The organism is Comamonas sp. w2-DMI, from assembly GCF_040187735.1.
Taxonomy (GTDB): domain Bacteria; phylum Pseudomonadota; class Gammaproteobacteria; order Burkholderiales; family Burkholderiaceae_C; genus Comamonas; species Comamonas terrae.
In genome coordinates, this window is record NZ_JBANEL010000007.1 from 59295 (window position 1) to 73053 (window position 13759).

At 63.4% G+C, this 13759-nt stretch carries 15 protein-coding genes and 1 pseudogene; 13 read left to right on the forward strand and 3 right to left on the reverse strand.

What is annotated here, in order from left to right; translation table 11 throughout:
• The first annotated feature begins 96 nt into the window (after positions 1–96).
• From V8Z74_RS09435 to V8Z74_RS09470, 8 genes and pseudogenes are all read left to right on the forward strand, one after another.
• Positions 97–504 (forward strand): hypothetical protein, encoded by a 408-nt coding sequence (locus V8Z74_RS09435; RefSeq protein WP_003050329.1) that lies wholly within the window; start codon positions 97–99, stop codon positions 502–504.
• Between the two features lie 16 nt (positions 505–520).
• Positions 521–781, forward strand: a complete 261-nt coding sequence (locus V8Z74_RS09440) for a hypothetical protein (RefSeq protein WP_003050326.1) — start codon at positions 521–523, stop codon at positions 779–781.
• Positions 782–857: 76 nt separating this feature from the next.
• The gene (locus V8Z74_RS09445; protein WP_003050322.1) at positions 858–1508 is read left to right on the forward strand and encodes a hypothetical protein; all 651 of its coding nucleotides are present in this window, start codon (positions 858–860) and stop codon (positions 1506–1508) included.
• 25 nt (positions 1509–1533) lie between these two features.
• Complete coding sequence (locus V8Z74_RS09450) at positions 1534–2682, forward strand: DUF6094 domain-containing protein (RefSeq protein ID WP_219641870.1); 1149 nt, start codon at positions 1534–1536, stop codon at positions 2680–2682.
• Positions 2683–2731: 49 nt separating this feature from the next.
• A complete protein-coding gene (locus tag V8Z74_RS09455) occupies positions 2732–3052 on the forward strand; it encodes a hypothetical protein (RefSeq protein ID WP_003050315.1) in 321 nt (106 codons plus the stop codon).
• Between the two features lie 85 nt (positions 3053–3137).
• Positions 3138–3443, forward strand: coding sequence for a hypothetical protein (locus V8Z74_RS09460; protein WP_003050312.1), 306 nt, complete (start codon positions 3138–3140; stop codon positions 3441–3443).
• 132 nt (positions 3444–3575) lie between these two features.
• Positions 3576–5854: pseudogene (locus tag V8Z74_RS09465) on the forward strand (helicase-related protein).
• A 144-nt stretch (positions 5855–5998) separates the two neighbouring features.
• Positions 5999–6772 carry a competence protein CoiA gene (locus V8Z74_RS09470; RefSeq protein WP_003050307.1) on the forward strand — a complete coding sequence of 258 codons (774 nt, stop codon included), beginning with the start codon at positions 5999–6001 and terminating at the stop codon, positions 6770–6772.
• 66 nt (positions 6773–6838) lie between these two features.
• Here the strand turns inward: V8Z74_RS09470 and V8Z74_RS09475 are convergent, their stop codons facing one another.
• The 3 genes from V8Z74_RS09475 to V8Z74_RS09485 are packed head-to-tail and all read right to left on the reverse strand — an operon-like array spanning position 6839 to position 10407.
• Positions 6839–8656, reverse strand: a complete 1818-nt coding sequence (locus V8Z74_RS09475) for an ATP-dependent helicase (protein WP_023656982.1) — start codon at positions 8654–8656, stop codon at positions 6839–6841.
• Positions 8640–9077 carry a hypothetical protein gene (locus V8Z74_RS09480; protein WP_349709017.1) on the reverse strand — a complete coding sequence of 146 codons (438 nt, stop codon included), beginning with the start codon at positions 9075–9077 and terminating at the stop codon, positions 8640–8642. The genes V8Z74_RS09475 and V8Z74_RS09480 overlap by 17 nt, the downstream gene beginning before the upstream one ends.
• Positions 9078–9129: 52 nt before the next feature.
• Positions 9130–10407, reverse strand: a complete 1278-nt coding sequence (locus V8Z74_RS09485) for an ATP-dependent nuclease (protein ID WP_349709018.1) — start codon at positions 10405–10407, stop codon at positions 9130–9132.
• Positions 10408–10650: 243 nt separating this feature from the next.
• Between V8Z74_RS09485 and pilL2 the strand changes: the two genes are divergently transcribed.
• The 5 genes from pilL2 to V8Z74_RS09510 are packed head-to-tail and all read left to right on the forward strand — an operon-like array spanning position 10651 to position 13758.
• Positions 10651–11250: a PFGI-1 class ICE element type IV pilus protein PilL2 gene (gene pilL2 / locus V8Z74_RS09490; protein WP_020307822.1), complete on the forward strand. Its 600-nt coding sequence runs from the start codon at positions 10651–10653 to the stop codon at positions 11248–11250.
• Complete coding sequence (locus V8Z74_RS09495; protein WP_003050295.1) at positions 11247–11891, forward strand: hypothetical protein; 645 nt, start codon at positions 11247–11249, stop codon at positions 11889–11891. The genes pilL2 and V8Z74_RS09495 overlap by 4 nt, the downstream gene beginning before the upstream one ends.
• A 12-nt stretch (positions 11892–11903) precedes the next feature.
• Positions 11904–12641 carry a TIGR03759 family integrating conjugative element protein gene (locus V8Z74_RS09500; RefSeq protein ID WP_003050292.1) on the forward strand — a complete coding sequence of 246 codons (738 nt, stop codon included), beginning with the start codon at positions 11904–11906 and terminating at the stop codon, positions 12639–12641.
• A complete protein-coding gene (locus V8Z74_RS09505) occupies positions 12623–13213 on the forward strand; it encodes a transglycosylase SLT domain-containing protein (RefSeq protein WP_003109780.1) in 591 nt (196 codons plus the stop codon). Before V8Z74_RS09500 ends, V8Z74_RS09505 begins: the two co-directional genes overlap by 19 nt.
• Positions 13210–13758: an integrating conjugative element protein gene (locus V8Z74_RS09510; RefSeq protein ID WP_003050285.1), complete on the forward strand. Its 549-nt coding sequence runs from the start codon at positions 13210–13212 to the stop codon at positions 13756–13758. The genes V8Z74_RS09505 and V8Z74_RS09510 overlap by 4 nt, the downstream gene beginning before the upstream one ends.
• The last annotated feature ends 1 nt before the right edge of the window (position 13759 follow it).

Sequence of the window (13759 nt, forward strand, 5' to 3'; positions counted from 1 at the left end):
TAGGTTTTCCTTCGCTGCACCTGCGGCATTCCATCACCCACTGGGGGTTCTTCCCCACGGGGAGGCCTCCAGCTCAACTTTTCGAGGAGGCCTCTCATGGGCTGGTATTTCTCTCCCCAATCGCGGTCTGAACTGATCGCGGAACTGATCGCACCACAGCAGACCGAGCGCGTCAGCGCGAAGGTTATCGCTCACGCATTGCGCGGCAACGTGCTGTGGTCAGTGGTCGAACTGACCGCCAAGGTCGAAGGTGTGCATCGTGATCTCGCGCCGGGCCAGTCCTTGCGCTACATCCGCTGCGATCTGCTGGAACGCAGCGGCAACCAGTGGGGCTACAAGCCGTTGGAAGAGTCCATGCACCCGTACTACTACTCGTGCCCGCTGTCCTATCTGGACCTCGCACCGGAGCAGTCCGCCGACTGGCGTGCAGGCGTTCGCGCCTACCACGCACGGCGGCGCACACCCACGGCTGTCACGGCTCCCGCCGCGACGCTGATGGCCTGAGCCAGGAGGAACCAACATGGACCCGATCCTGGCTGCGCTCTCACCCTCGCTGCTGGCACTCGTTGAAGGAAGTTTGTCCAACGACGAAGTGTCCTCCGACGAGGAGATGCTGGAGTACTTCATCAGCAACGGCCTCACCGAGGAACAGGCACGGCAGGCACTGACCTACCGCGATCAGTACCTCAACAACATCTACCTGGACGGCTTCACGCCGATCACGGCGGTGGACGAGGCGCTTCACTTCAACCCGCACACCCGGCAATTCGAGCCGGACTGAGCGTTTTTCTTCCACCCCCTGGGGCAGTACTTGCCCCAGCGGGCGGTGCTGTTCCCGTTAATCCGAGGACACCACCATGCTCGCAAACACTTCTTCCACCACGCTGTACCGCATCGACGAATGCCCGGACGTGATGGCCGACGCTTGCGTCGGCGATGACCAGGGCAACCTGATCTTCCTGTCCATCTGGGCGCGCGACACCGCCGTCCAGCAGTTCCTGGCTCGCCTGACCCTCGGGCGCGACGAGCAGGGACTGGACCAGTTCCACATCATCACCGACCAGGGCGGCAGCGTCCCGGTGTTCATCGGCAACGTCGATCGCCTGGAAAAGCGCGTCACGCGCGCCTATCGGCGAACGCTGTTCGGTTCGCTGTCCAACGTGTGGCTGTTCGACCGCCGCTGCGTCAAGCCCGACAAGGCCAACGCCAGCGCACTGGCACTGCTGCCGCGCGACAGCGCCCACCGGCTCGACCGCCTGTGGATGCTGGTGCGGGACACCTGCCCATTGCCGCTGCTCGACCACTGGCGCGAGACCGTGCTGGAACTGCTGCAAAGCCGCGAGATGCTGGCCCGCCTTCCGTTCGCCCTCGGGCCGCTGGAAGGCCATCGGCTAGCCATCGACGTGCCGGCGCTGACCTTGGCGCTGGGTTCGCTGATCCGCAGTGATGTGCTCACCGCCTATCCATACCCGGCCAAGATCTGGACGCCGGAAGTGGTAGCGGCCTGACCCACCCACGGAGGCACGCCTTGGCGTGCTTCCGTGTTTCCTCCCCGCCAACCAGGAGACTTCCATGGCCCTCATGTTCCCGCGGCTCGCCCGCAATTTCGCTAAGAACGGTTACTACCCGACTGACGAACCCACGCTCGAAAGAGCCCTCAACGCACTGATGCCCAGCGACGGGCCCATGTGCATCCTCGATCCCTGCGCCGGCGAAGGCGTGGCGATCGCCGAAGCCGCCCATGCCCTCGGGCGCGAGCAGGCCAAGGCGTTCGCGGTCGAGTTCGACGCGGAGCGGGCACGCCATGCCCGCGGCCTGGTCGATCACTGCCTGCACGCGGACCTGATGGACACGATGGTCTCCAAGCAGTCGTTCGGGCTGCTCTGGCTCAACCCGCCGTATGGCGACTTGTCCAAGGACGTCAACGGCAACATCGGCTATCAGGGCCAGGGCCGTGCCCGCCTCGAAAAGCTGTTCTATCAGCGTTCGCTGTCGCTGTTGCAGTACGGCGGCGTGCTGGTCTTCATCGTCCCCGCCTACGTGCTCGATGCGGAGCTGGTCGGCTGGCTGACACGCCACTACACGGACCTGCGCATCTACCGAGCGGTGGAGACGCAGTTCAAGCAGGTGGTGATCTTCGGCCGAAGGGTGCGACAGCGTGAACAGGCTCCCGATGGCGTCAAGGCCGTGCGCAATCTGCTGCTGCAGGTTGGGCTTGGCGAAGTCGAAGCCGAGGAGCTGCCGAGCGATTGGCCGTTCCTGCCGTACATCGTCCCCGCCAGTCCGGCCGAGCCGGAGCATTTCTTCCGCGTGACGATGGAGCCGGAGCAGTTCGCCGATGAAGTCGGCCGGCTGCAAGGCCTCTGGCCGTCGCTGGACACGCACCTGGGGGCCGCGCAGCAGTCGCTGCGTCCGCCGGCGCGTGCCTTGTCCCACTGGCATCTCGCCCTGGCTCTGGCCGCGGGTGCGATCTCGGGGGTTGTGCGCTCCAAGACCGGGCGCGTGCTCGTCGTCAAAGGTGACACCCACAAGGACAAGACGCTCCAGCGGGAATTCACCGAACGCGAAGACGGCTCGATCGCCGAGACCCGCATCCTCACCGACAAGTTTGTTCCCGTCATCCGCGCATGGGACATGACGCCTGGCTCCCCGACACGGGGCGAGGTGCTGACCATCCGCTAATCCCCCGGACGCCTGACGTCCCGCTGCACTTCATCGAAGGAGAAACACCATGTTCCCCAATCCGTTCAAGCGGCCCGCGCCGCACAAGCAACCCTTGTTCGCACCGGCCTCGTTGCAGTTGAGCGAGAAGGTGCATTGGCTGGCCCGCCGAGGTCTCATCGATCCCTTGTCCTATGTGCAGCGCCACGTGCGCGGCGACTGGGGCGAGATCGACGAGGCCACCCGCCAGGCCAACGATGTCGCACTCGATCAGGACAACCTGATGATCTCCCAGTACCGGATCACGCCGGAACTGGTGTTGATCGTGAAGACCAGCGAAGACCACCAGACCACGGTGGTCCAGCTTCCCGAAGAGCGCGACCTGATCTGAAGGCACCGCCTCGTCATCCCATCCACCTGACGGAGCCACTTCACTCCGCCAGGGGTGTCGTGGCTCAATAACCAAGGAGGAGCCCATGGCATCGCATCGCATCGAAACCTACTGCCAGAGGCTGGCGTTCCCCATCGGGGCGCTTATCTTCAGCAGAGCCGTTGACCGCCTGGTCCGCGCGGGTCGCCTCGACCCAATCCCGTACTTCAGGCGCCACACCCGTGGCGACTGGGGAGACGTCAACGTCCAGCAATGGCAGGCCAACAGCACCGCGCTTCAATCAGGTGCTTCGCTGGAGTCGCACTACGTGATCCACCCAGGGCTGGCCATTCGCATCGTTACCGACGCGCAGCGCAGCGCCACCGTCATCGTGTTGCCGTCCGAGGACTGAGCACGGTTCACTCGCAGGCCACCCAGGCCCGCACCTTCAACCTTCGGCCACGCGCCGATTCTCTTCCCACTCCGGGGCATGCCATAGCCCCGTTGGGGGTGGTGCATGCCCCATTTTCTTTGGAGCATCACCATGTCCCTCGATCTCGACACCACTACCGCTGAAGCCACACCCGTGCAGGGCGAACTGCTCGACGCGGAATCCAACCCTCTGACCCTGAGCCTTCAGGATTTCGTTGGCGAGTTCGGCGACGAACTGCTCGACGCCCTCAACAGCGCCAATCCGCCGGTCTATACCGGCAACCGCAGGCGCACCGGCAACTCATCGTCGCCAGCCTCAAGCGCAAGCTGTTCCCGGCCCAGGCCGAAGTCGTCCACGCTGCTGCCGAGCTGCTGATCGACCGTGGCGAACGCGCCGCGATCGTCAACGGCGAGATGGGTTGCGGGAAGACGACCGTCGGCATCGCCACGGCTGTCGTGCTCAACGCCGAAGGCTACCGCCGCACTCTGGTGCTTTCGCCACCGCACCTGGTTTACAAGTGGCGGCGCGAGATCCAGGAGACGGTAGCGGGCGCCAAAGTGTGGGTGCTCAACGGGCCGGATACGCTCGTCAAGCTCATCAAGCTGCGTGAGCAGTTGGGTGTCCAGCCCACGGGTCAGGAGTTCTTCGTCCTGGGCCGCGTGAGGATGCGGATGGGCTTCCACTGGAAGCCCGTTTTCACCACGCGGCGCACCCGCCACGGCGACGTGGCAGCGTGCCCGGACTGCGGCACGGTCATCACCGACCTCGACGGCGAGCCGGTCAACCCGGTCGCGCTCGAAGCCGAGGAATCCCGCAGGAAGTGCGGCCATTGCGCTGCGCCCCTGTGGACACTGATCCGCCCGCGCAGCCTGTCCGGCAGCGACCAGTCCTCGGCCGTGCTCAAAGCCTTGAAGCGCATCCCGACGATCGGGGAAGTCACCGCGCAGAAGCTGATGCAGAAGTTCGGCGACGGCTTCCTGGCCTCGATGCTCGGCGACAACATTCACGAGTTCATCAACCTCATGGATGGCAACGGCGAGCTGGTGTTTTCCGACCGTCAAGCCACGCGCATGGAACGTGCGATGGCCAACATGGAGTTCGGCTTTGGCGAGGGCGGCTATCAACCGTCCGAGTTCATCAAGCGCTACCTGCCGCAAGGCACGTTCGACCTGCTCATCGCCGACGAGGCCCACGAGTACAAGAACGGCGGCAGCGCCCAGGGCCAGGCCATGGGCGTGCTGGCGGCGAAGGCTCGCAAGACCTTGCTGCTGACCGGCACGTTGATGGGCGGCTACGGCGACGATCTGTTCTACCTGCTGTTCCGAGCCCTTCCCGGGCGGATGATCGAAGACGGCTATCGCCCGACCACGAGCGGCAGCATGACCTCGGCCGCGATGGCGTTCATGCGCGATCACGGTGTCCTGAAGGACATTTATTCCGAGAGCACCGGGACGGCGCACAAGACCGCGAAAGGCACGAAAGTCAGTGTCAGAACGGTCAAGGCCCCGGGCTTCGGCCCGAAGGGTGTGCTGCGCTGCATCCTGCCGTTCACGATCTTCCTCAAGCTCAGAGACATCGGCGGCAATGTCCTGCCGCCGTATGACGAAGAGTTTCGTGAAGTCGCGATGGACACGGCGCAAGCCGCGGCCTACCGCGATCTGGCAGGTCGGCTGACCGCGGAGCTGAAACAGGCTCTGGCGCGACGCGATACTACCTTGCTCGGTGTAGTCCTCAATGTGCTGCTGGCCTGGCCGGATTGCTGCTTCCGGTCGGAGACCGTTGTGCATCCGCGTACGCGCAACACCCTGGCGTTTGTCCCGGCTCAGTTCAACGAGTTCGAGATCAGCCCCAAGGAGCGTGAGCTGATCGACATCTGCAGGGAAGAGAAAGCACAGGGCCGCAAGGTTCTGGCCTACACCGTCTATACCGGCACGCGCGACACGACTAGCCGGTTGAAGGTATTGCTGGAGCAGGAAGGCTTCAAAGTGGCGGTACTGCGCGCAAGCGTGGATGCCAGCCGCCGCGAGGACTGGATCGCCGAGCAGTTGGACCGTGGCATCGACGTGCTCATCACCAATCCGGAGCTTGTCAAGACGGGATTGGACCTGTTGGAGTTTCCGACGATCGTGTTCATGCAGTCGGGCTACAACGTGTATTCGCTCCAGCAGGCGGCACGCCGCTCTTGGCGTATCGGGCAGAAGCTGTCCGTGCGCGTGATGTACCTGGGCTACGCCGGCTCCTCGCAGATGACCTGCCTGGAGCTGATGGCCAAGAAGATCATGGTCTCGCAGTCCACTTCGGGCGATGTACCCGAATCGGGGCTCGATGTCCTGAACCAGGATGGTGATTCCGTGGAGGTCGCATTGGCCCGGCAATTGGTAACTGCGTGATCTGCTGTCTGCCGGCATCCTTTCGGGGGTGCCGGCATTTTTCTAGGAAATTGCTGCTCGGAGGATTCGATCACCGCCCCGCTCCCAGCGCGGGGAAGGCTAAACTGATTAGACAATACCGAGATTCAAGGAGGCACTGTGGCTATGGTGATCGAAGCAGCATATGCAGATGGTACTGGTGCAGCCAACGCACTGCATATGTCTCAGGCGCAGTGGGAAGAGTTGCAACGGGCGTACTGCGTCGGTGATCTGCTGATGCCTTGCTGCAACGCTCCAGCGATTCCCAAGGTTAGTGCTAATGGGTACCCCTTCTTTGCGCATCTAGGAGGTGCGTGCAGTACTTCCGAAGAAAGCCAATGGCACCTGGCGGCCAAGATACTTGTGCGCAGCGTGCTTGAAGATCTTGGATGCCGTGCCTCGGTTGAAATGCCGGGTTCGGGTGATGCAGGTCGCTGGCAGGCTGATGTCTGGGGTGAGCGCAATGGGGTTAGGTTGGCTGTCGAGATCCAAAGATCGTATCAGTCGCTCCGTGACTACCGTAAACGCCAAGAGCGGTACCGCGAGGCGGGCGTCAAGTCTCTTTGGTTGCTGCGGCAGGAGCGATATAGCACACTCACCAAGAGCATGGGAAAGGAGCGTCTGCGCACCGAGTTTGGGGGCAAGTTCCCTTCGGCCGGCCACTTCGGCCCGTGCCTTTCTGACCTGCCGGTCGCGATGCTTGAGCTAGATCCGGCCCCAACGGTCAAGGGTGCCGGATTCTTCAACGCAACCCTTCCAAACATACTTGAAGCAGTGCTTAGTGAGCGCTTTCTTTGCATCAACGGTCTATGGTGTATCGATAACCTAGACTCGATGAATAACGCCGCCAGACTCTCGCGCGAGCGTTTTGCAGCCAATCGCTTGGCTGCAAAGATGTAGCTCGACTGTGGTGTTGCTCGACATGCGCCGACGCAGCACCGACACTCCAGATTCCCTGGTTCACACTCAAATGCCAGCGGCACGCATTCGCGCCTCCAGCTCATCAAGGAATGGCGAGCGCCCAAAGCGCATAGGGCCATAGCGGCCATCAACGAAGCCCGAATACAGCATGTGGACCTCGTCGCGAGCACGTGTGAGTCCCACATAGAAGAGCCGGCGACTTTCGCGCAACTTCTCTGGAGTTTCATTGCGCCACGGCAGATTTCCGAGGTCGAGTCCAACCATGATGACGACGTCGTACTCACAGCCCTTTGCGGAATGCAGTGTCAGCAGATTCAGGTGATCGGGCGAACCGTCCCGACCGCCCAAACTAGTGATGTCTAGCGAAGCCAGTGCACCGCCTTCGGCGAGCGCTGCCGTCATGCGATCCAGTTGCTCTTTCTGATCAGCGAGCGCCAATTCAGCCGCCAGCAGATGATCCACTACACCGTTGCGCAACGAAGCAACAAATTCTCGCGCAGGTTGCTGGTCAGCGCGCAGCTCCCATAGCAAGGCGGTTAGCTCTTGCTCTTCGCGCTTGGCCTGTGAATCGTCCAAGCTCGCCCGATGAAATGCGCGATAGCGGTCGAGTAGTCCACGCAATTGTGGGCGTCCAACACGCCAGCCACCCGCGCACCACGCCGCACAATCTTCTACCCAACTTGTTAGGGCAACCTTGCGGTAAGGTGCTGCGGTATCCACACGGATGTAATCGAGACCGCCGGTTGCCACAGCTTTAGCCACGATATCGCCTGCGCGATAGTCTTTGTATAGGATCGCGATATCGCCCAGTGTTCGTCCCGGCTTGGAGGCTAAGGCCGCCGGAATGATCTGCGCGACGGCGTGCGCAGCCTGGTCCGCCGTACCACCCGGGCGCAGGACAAATTCGATGGTCGTTTGTCGCGCAGGATCGCTCGCTTGATAGCCTCGGGCTTCTCCAAGCGCCATCTCTGACGCAGTCACGATCCCTGCACCAGAACGGTAATTTAATTGAAGCTGGACAGGCTCAATGTCTCTGCGAGCCGCCAATTCCATGAGCAACGCGCCATCAGCCCCCGTAAATCCATATATCGACTGATCCGCATCCCCGACAGCGAAAAGTCGGACACCCCCGTCGAAGGCAAGGCGTTTGACGATGCGATGCAGTGCTACACCTAAATCCTGGTACTCATCCACCGCGAGCACGGGGAATTTTGCCTGAACCAGAGGTAGTACCCAGTCGTGCTCGGCGATCAAACGTTGGCCGAAGACAACCATGTCATCGTAGTCAATCAGCCCCTCGTCGCGCAGAGCGGCCTCGTAGGTCTCGGCCCAGGCAGCGAGTTCCTCCTCGCTACGCCAAGCGACGCTATTTCGATTGAGCACGGAACGGCGATGCCGTCCGAGGTCAATAACTTTGTACGGATGGTTCTGGCCGAAAAGCGCATCTCCAGTTTGCTTCAACAACCGATCACTGACTCGTTGAGTGGCCACCGAAAGTGGGAAAGATATGGGCAGGCCGGCCAGGCGTCCATACGGCATCAAGAGATGACGCAGACAGAACCCATGGACCGTACCAATGAAAAGATTAGGTGCCTGCTGAAGTCCCAAGCTTTCAATTCGGCGAGCGAGTTCGCGAGCGCACTCCTGACTATAAGTGATGCACGCAACGCCACGAGGGGCCTCGACGTCTTCGGCTAGGATGCGGGCGAGCTTTAGGACGAGTGTCTTGGTCTTACCGCTCCCGGGACCGGCGAGTACCACACAATGTCCTTGAGAGTTGTAGGCTGCCAACTGACCCGGATTCCCAGCCAGTTCGGCAGCCTGAGCCAAGTAGGCTGTGCTGACACTACGCGATGGCGTCACGGATATGCTCCAGAGCGGAACGAATGTAAGCCGGACAAACGTCCTGTGACACCGACGGTGCAAGTGCCTGCGCAAACCTCCCCTTTCCGATCCTCTCGATCAATCTGAGCAGCCAGTCTTCATCAACCTGATCAGGATCGTCCACCCACTGCTGCAAGGCATTCAGAGTTTCTCTCCTTAATCGCGGCAGTTCCTCCCGAATTACCTCCTGCATGTCCTGCGCCAGTCCACCTGCAAATAGTTCGGGCTCCAACGTGTTCTCGTTGACGAAGTATCCGTACTGCTCGGCAAGCTCGATCACTTCATCCGCATCCAAGTTTTCGTGATCGACACCGCCCTCAATCACGTCAAGGACATTGATAAGCCGCCTGCGAACCAATGGATGATTACCATTGGTTGGATCCCGGTCCGTCAGGATCACATGGGGAATGTTGAGTCCTTCAGGGCCCAGTAGCTTCACATACGGGGTGAAGTTAGTCCCCCCCCACCGAGCACACAGTGATTCCAAGCATATCGAGGGGAATATCGAGTACCTCGGCAAACGCGGGAACGATGAAGCGCTCGGCGTCGCCTTCGACCAGAATCACCCCCCGAGAAAAGAAAATCTCGCCGCGAGTGACGTCAATGTAACGTTGAAGATCCTCTTCATCCCGCTGCGTGAAAGGTGCGTTTGCTGTCGAGACCGCGACAGTCTTGCCTTCCGCTGTGTCATGGCGCAGCAGAACAATAGATCTGATCGGCGCAACGCTTGCGATATGTGGCGAGTGGGTTGTGAGGATTGTCGTAAGCGGTGGCTGTTCCTCACCATCTTCCGCCCCCGTGCCAAGGAAGTAACGATAGATTAGACGCTGCACGTGCGGGTGCAGGTGCGCTTCGGGCTCCTCGACTACGAAGAAGGTGTGGTCGCGCTCTCCATCGGAAACGAGGCGGTCCAGTTCGAGACTCTTCAGCGCCAGGAAGATCAGGTTCGCGGTTCCCAAACTGGCATCGCCGACTCCGCGTACGCCGTTGTCGATCAGCAGCCGCAGGCTGCGCAGCAACGCGTCGACTCTAGTTGGTGCAAGTCCGAGCGATACCGGAACGGCATGTTGCCCCCCAGCGATGGCGATCAGCCGTTCGCTGATCCGTTCTGCTGTCGCTACCACTTCCTCGTGTCCAGCCAGCTCTCGCTGTGCTTGGTCGACCTGATCCTGAATCTCCTCACGGGCGTCATCATCCAACGACGCGGCAAGATCCTCAATGAGCGGCCTCAATGGCGAATTGCGCCAGCTCGCAAGGTCCTTCTCAGCGTCACGCAGGGCTACCTGAACATCTATTGGCAACATCCGGCGGAGTGCGCCGCCGATACGCATGTCGGGATCGTCGCCACCGAAGATCACATACTCATAGTCCTTCAACGATTCCGGAGCGCGCCCCAGGCCCGCCTTAGGCTGGAAGCGGTAGGTGAGTCGGGCCACCATGGGTGGGCCAGGATCAATCACGCAATCGTTGAGGTGAGCCATCAGTCGGGGATCGTTTGTGAAGTCCGTTAGATCCACAGAGACCTCAATGGTCGCACCAACCTTGTCTTCGCCAAGTCCGTCCCAGAAATGTTCAAGCCCCAGTTGTCGATCGCGCTCAGACAAGCCCGGATCAAGGATCAACTGCAGGCCGCGAATGAAATTGCTCTTGCCAACCTTGTTCTCTCCCACGATGACGATACTTTCCCCCGTCTCGACATCAACATCCGAGAAATTGGCGAAATTGATCAACCTGACCCGAGAAACCCTCATTTACGCCCCCGTCCACTGGTGTTTTAACAAATAGTAGCAGTCAAGCGGCCGGCCTCCATCCGCCGACCGCGACCGAGCTTTTCCGTTACGGCCCCCTCAAGGCCGCTTTTGTTCGACTAGACCGCTGCCGGTAAATCGGACGCAGCGTGGTTCGCATTGTTTGCTGCTGCCCCGGGTCTTAGCGGCGATGGTGAGGGCTCGATGTTTCAGGACGCCGAGCTTATGTGCCCCTCTCCACCTTGGTTTCACCATCCCGAACGCCGCCTGCTGGCTGGAGTCCTCGGCCTGCTCTGGTCGGTGCTGGCTGGCGGCTGCGCTACGACGACTGCGCCGCCCGCACCTGATGCCATCGAGGAAGTCTCGGCCGCGCCCGAACCCGAGGCGCCCGAGTACATCCCCGTCGTGCGCTACGGTCGCTACACGCTGGTCGAGCTGGCACCCAGAGCGGCGCAGCGCGACCTGCTGTTGCAGACCATCGACGTGTCCATGCCCGAAGATGCCCGTGCCACCGTCGGCGATGGGCTGCGGCATGTGCTCAAGCGTAGCGGTTACAGCCTGTGCCAGACGGCACACGCGGTAATCGAGCTGTACGCGCTGCCGCTGCCGGCGGCGCACCTGCACCTCGGCCCCATGACCTTGCGCGATGCGCTGCTCACGCTGGCTGGCCCGGCCTGGGAACTGCACGCGGATGACCGCGCACGGCAAATCTGCTTCGAACGGCCCGCCGACAGCGCGGTCATCGAACCCGCATCCGAGCCACCCGCCGCCGAGGCGGTGCAGACGTTCCCGCTGGAGCCTTCGGTTTCGGGAGGCCAGCCATGAGCTCCCCACAGTCTGCCCGGCGCCCGGGCGCCGTCGTGGTGGTGCAGAGCCTTCTGTGGCTCTGGTTGGTCTTCCTCAGCGTCTTGGTGGCCCTGGGCTACCAGGCCCTCAGCGACCAGGCCGACCAGGAGCGGCTGGATTCCCGCCTGCAACGCCTGGAAGTGCAGGCAACTGGCTTGGCCGAGACGATCGAGGCCATCCAGCAGCGCCCGGCCGTCGCGACGGACGCTGACCTCAAAGACACCCGCCAGATCCTGGAAGCACGCGCGGCCCAGGTCGAGAAATCTCTCAGTGGCTACGCAGCGGCCGACGACCTCCAGGCGCTTCGCGCGGAGGTCGAGCAGATCAAGGCGCGCCAAGCCGCCGCACGTGCCACCGCACCCGCCCAGCGGCGCGCATCGCGCACGTCCGCCGCCTCCAAGACCGAGCTGTCGCCGCTGTCATTCCGCGTCGTCGGCGCCGAACTGCGCGCCGGCCAGCGCAGCGTGTCCGTCGCGCCGAGCACCGGGGACTTCACGCCCGCCCAACTTCAGGTGCTGCTGCCCGGGGATGCGGTCGGCCCGTGGCGCCTGCAGGCGATCGAGGGCAACACCGCAGTGTTCCAGGCCGGCAACCACACCCGCCGCGTGGCGATTCCCTGACCGGAGCACCCCATGAAGCCGTCGATCCTCCTTTTCGCGGTCCTGGTGGCGTCGTCGCAATGGCCCGCCTGGGCGCAGCAGCCCGCAACGACCCCGGCGCGCAACGCACAGAGCCAGGAGCGCCCGCTGGCCGCCCGCGTGCTGGACGACCGGGTGGCAACCGAATGGGGCTTGCAGCCACAAGAATGGGCACGCTACCGCGAGCTGATGGATGGGCCGCTGGGTATCTACTCGCCCAACCTGGACCCGCTGTCCGCCCTGGGCATCGAAGCTCGCACGGACGAAGAACGGCGCCGCTATGCGGAACTGCAGGTGCAGGTGGAAGCGCGCCGCGTCGAGAAGCTGCTCGCCTACCAGCGCGCCTACGACGAGGCCTGGCAGCGCCTGAATCCGGGGATGCAGCGCGTGAACCTGCCCGACGACAAGCCGGGCGCCGGCACATCCAGCAGTCCCTTGCGCGGCAGCGGCCGCATGGCGGTGTTCGTCAAGGACGGCTGCGCAGCCTGCGGACAGCTCGTGCAGCGCCTGCAATCCTCGGGCGCGGAGTTCGACCTGTACATGGTGGGCAGCCGCCAGGATGACGCGCGCATCCGCGACTGGGCCAAGCGCGCGCAGATCGACCCGGCGCGCGTGCGCGCCGGCAGCATCACGCTCAACCACGACGGCGGCCGCTGGCTGTCGCTGGGCCTGCCCGGCGATCTGCCCGCCGCCGTGCGCGAAGTGAACGGCCAATGGCAGCGCCAGCCGTAGCCATGCCCCTGCGCGCACTGGTGCTCACTGCCGGCCTGTATGCCGTTGCCGCCCTGGCCCAGGAGGTTCCGCCACCGGCTTACCAGCTTGCCGCCCAGCGCGCAGGCATCCCCTCGACCGTGCTCTACGCCGTGGCCTTGCAGGAGAGCGGCATCCGGCGCAACGGGCGCCTGGTGCCGTGGCCGTGGTCCCTCAACGTCGCCGGCCAGTCGCGCCGCTTCGCCACGCGCGCCGACGCCTGCGCTGGCCTGCAGCAGGCGATGCGCGCCACGCCGCACACGCGCATTGATGCGGGCCTGGGCCAGATCAACCTCGGTTACCACAAGCACCGCTTTACCGGCGCGTGCGACCTGCTGGATCCGTATCGCAACCTGGCCGTTGCCGCCGAGATCCTGAAGGAGCAGCACACCCCCGGCGAGGACTGGCTGCTGGCGATCGGCCGCTACCACCGCCCCGCAGGCGGCGAGCCCGCCGCCCGCTATCGGCGCAGCGTGTCGCGCCACCTTGCCCGCGTGCAGGGCACGCGACCAGCCGCCGCGGTCCTCGCGGCGCGCCAGGAGACCTCCCCATGACGAAACCCCATCCCGCCCATCTCGCGTTCACGGGCCTACTCATGCTGCTGTCAGGCCTGCCGCTGGCCTCGCGTGCCGGCGAGCCACTGATCGTTGTCGAGGACCGTGGCGGCACGTCGGCATTGCCGTACTACGAAGCCCTGAATCTCCAGCCGCGCGCCAACGCACCGGCGCGGCCGTCCATCCCGACGCCCCAGCTTCCTGCCACACCGGCGGACGAAGCCGCGATGCTGCCGGTGCGCAGCGCCAAGCTCACGCCTGGCACCGTCGCGCGGCGTGTGATTGAAGCGCCCGGCCTGCGGCCGTTCGTGGTCATCGGCGACGACGAGGCTTCCCGGGCCTGGTTGCAGCGCCGCGCCGCCGCTTTGCGCGAACGTGGCGCGGTCGGCCTGGTGGTCAACGTCGAGACCGCGCAGGGCCTGGCGCGGCTGCGCGCGCTGGCGCCAGGCTTGCCGCTCGCCCCCGTTGCCAGCGACGACCTGGCCGATCGCCTGGGCCTGCGGCACTACCCGGCGCTGATCACGGCCACTGGCATCGAGCAATGAA

Excerpts from the sequence above, each read along its gene's own strand:
- V8Z74_RS09505 (WP_003109780.1), top strand. The coding sequence starts at position 12,623 with ATGGCAGCGCCAGCCGTAGCCATGCCCCTGCGCGCACTGGTGCTCACT.
- V8Z74_RS09445 (WP_003050322.1), top strand. The coding sequence starts at position 858 with ATGCTCGCAAACACTTCTTCCACCACGCTGTACCGCATCGACGAATGC.
- V8Z74_RS09435 (WP_003050329.1), top strand. The coding sequence starts at position 97 with ATGGGCTGGTATTTCTCTCCCCAATCGCGGTCTGAACTGATCGCGGAA.
- V8Z74_RS09440 (WP_003050326.1), top strand. The coding sequence starts at position 521 with ATGGACCCGATCCTGGCTGCGCTCTCACCCTCGCTGCTGGCACTCGTT.
- V8Z74_RS09510 (WP_003050285.1), top strand. The coding sequence starts at position 13,210 with ATGACGAAACCCCATCCCGCCCATCTCGCGTTCACGGGCCTACTCATG.
- V8Z74_RS09460 (WP_003050312.1), top strand. The coding sequence starts at position 3,138 with ATGGCATCGCATCGCATCGAAACCTACTGCCAGAGGCTGGCGTTCCCC.
- V8Z74_RS09470 (WP_003050307.1), top strand. The coding sequence starts at position 5,999 with ATGGTGATCGAAGCAGCATATGCAGATGGTACTGGTGCAGCCAACGCA.
- V8Z74_RS09455 (WP_003050315.1), top strand. The coding sequence starts at position 2,732 with ATGTTCCCCAATCCGTTCAAGCGGCCCGCGCCGCACAAGCAACCCTTG.
- pilL2 (WP_020307822.1), top strand. The coding sequence starts at position 10,651 with ATGTGCCCCTCTCCACCTTGGTTTCACCATCCCGAACGCCGCCTGCTG.
- V8Z74_RS09495 (WP_003050295.1), top strand. The coding sequence starts at position 11,247 with ATGAGCTCCCCACAGTCTGCCCGGCGCCCGGGCGCCGTCGTGGTGGTG.
- V8Z74_RS09500 (WP_003050292.1), top strand. The coding sequence starts at position 11,904 with ATGAAGCCGTCGATCCTCCTTTTCGCGGTCCTGGTGGCGTCGTCGCAA.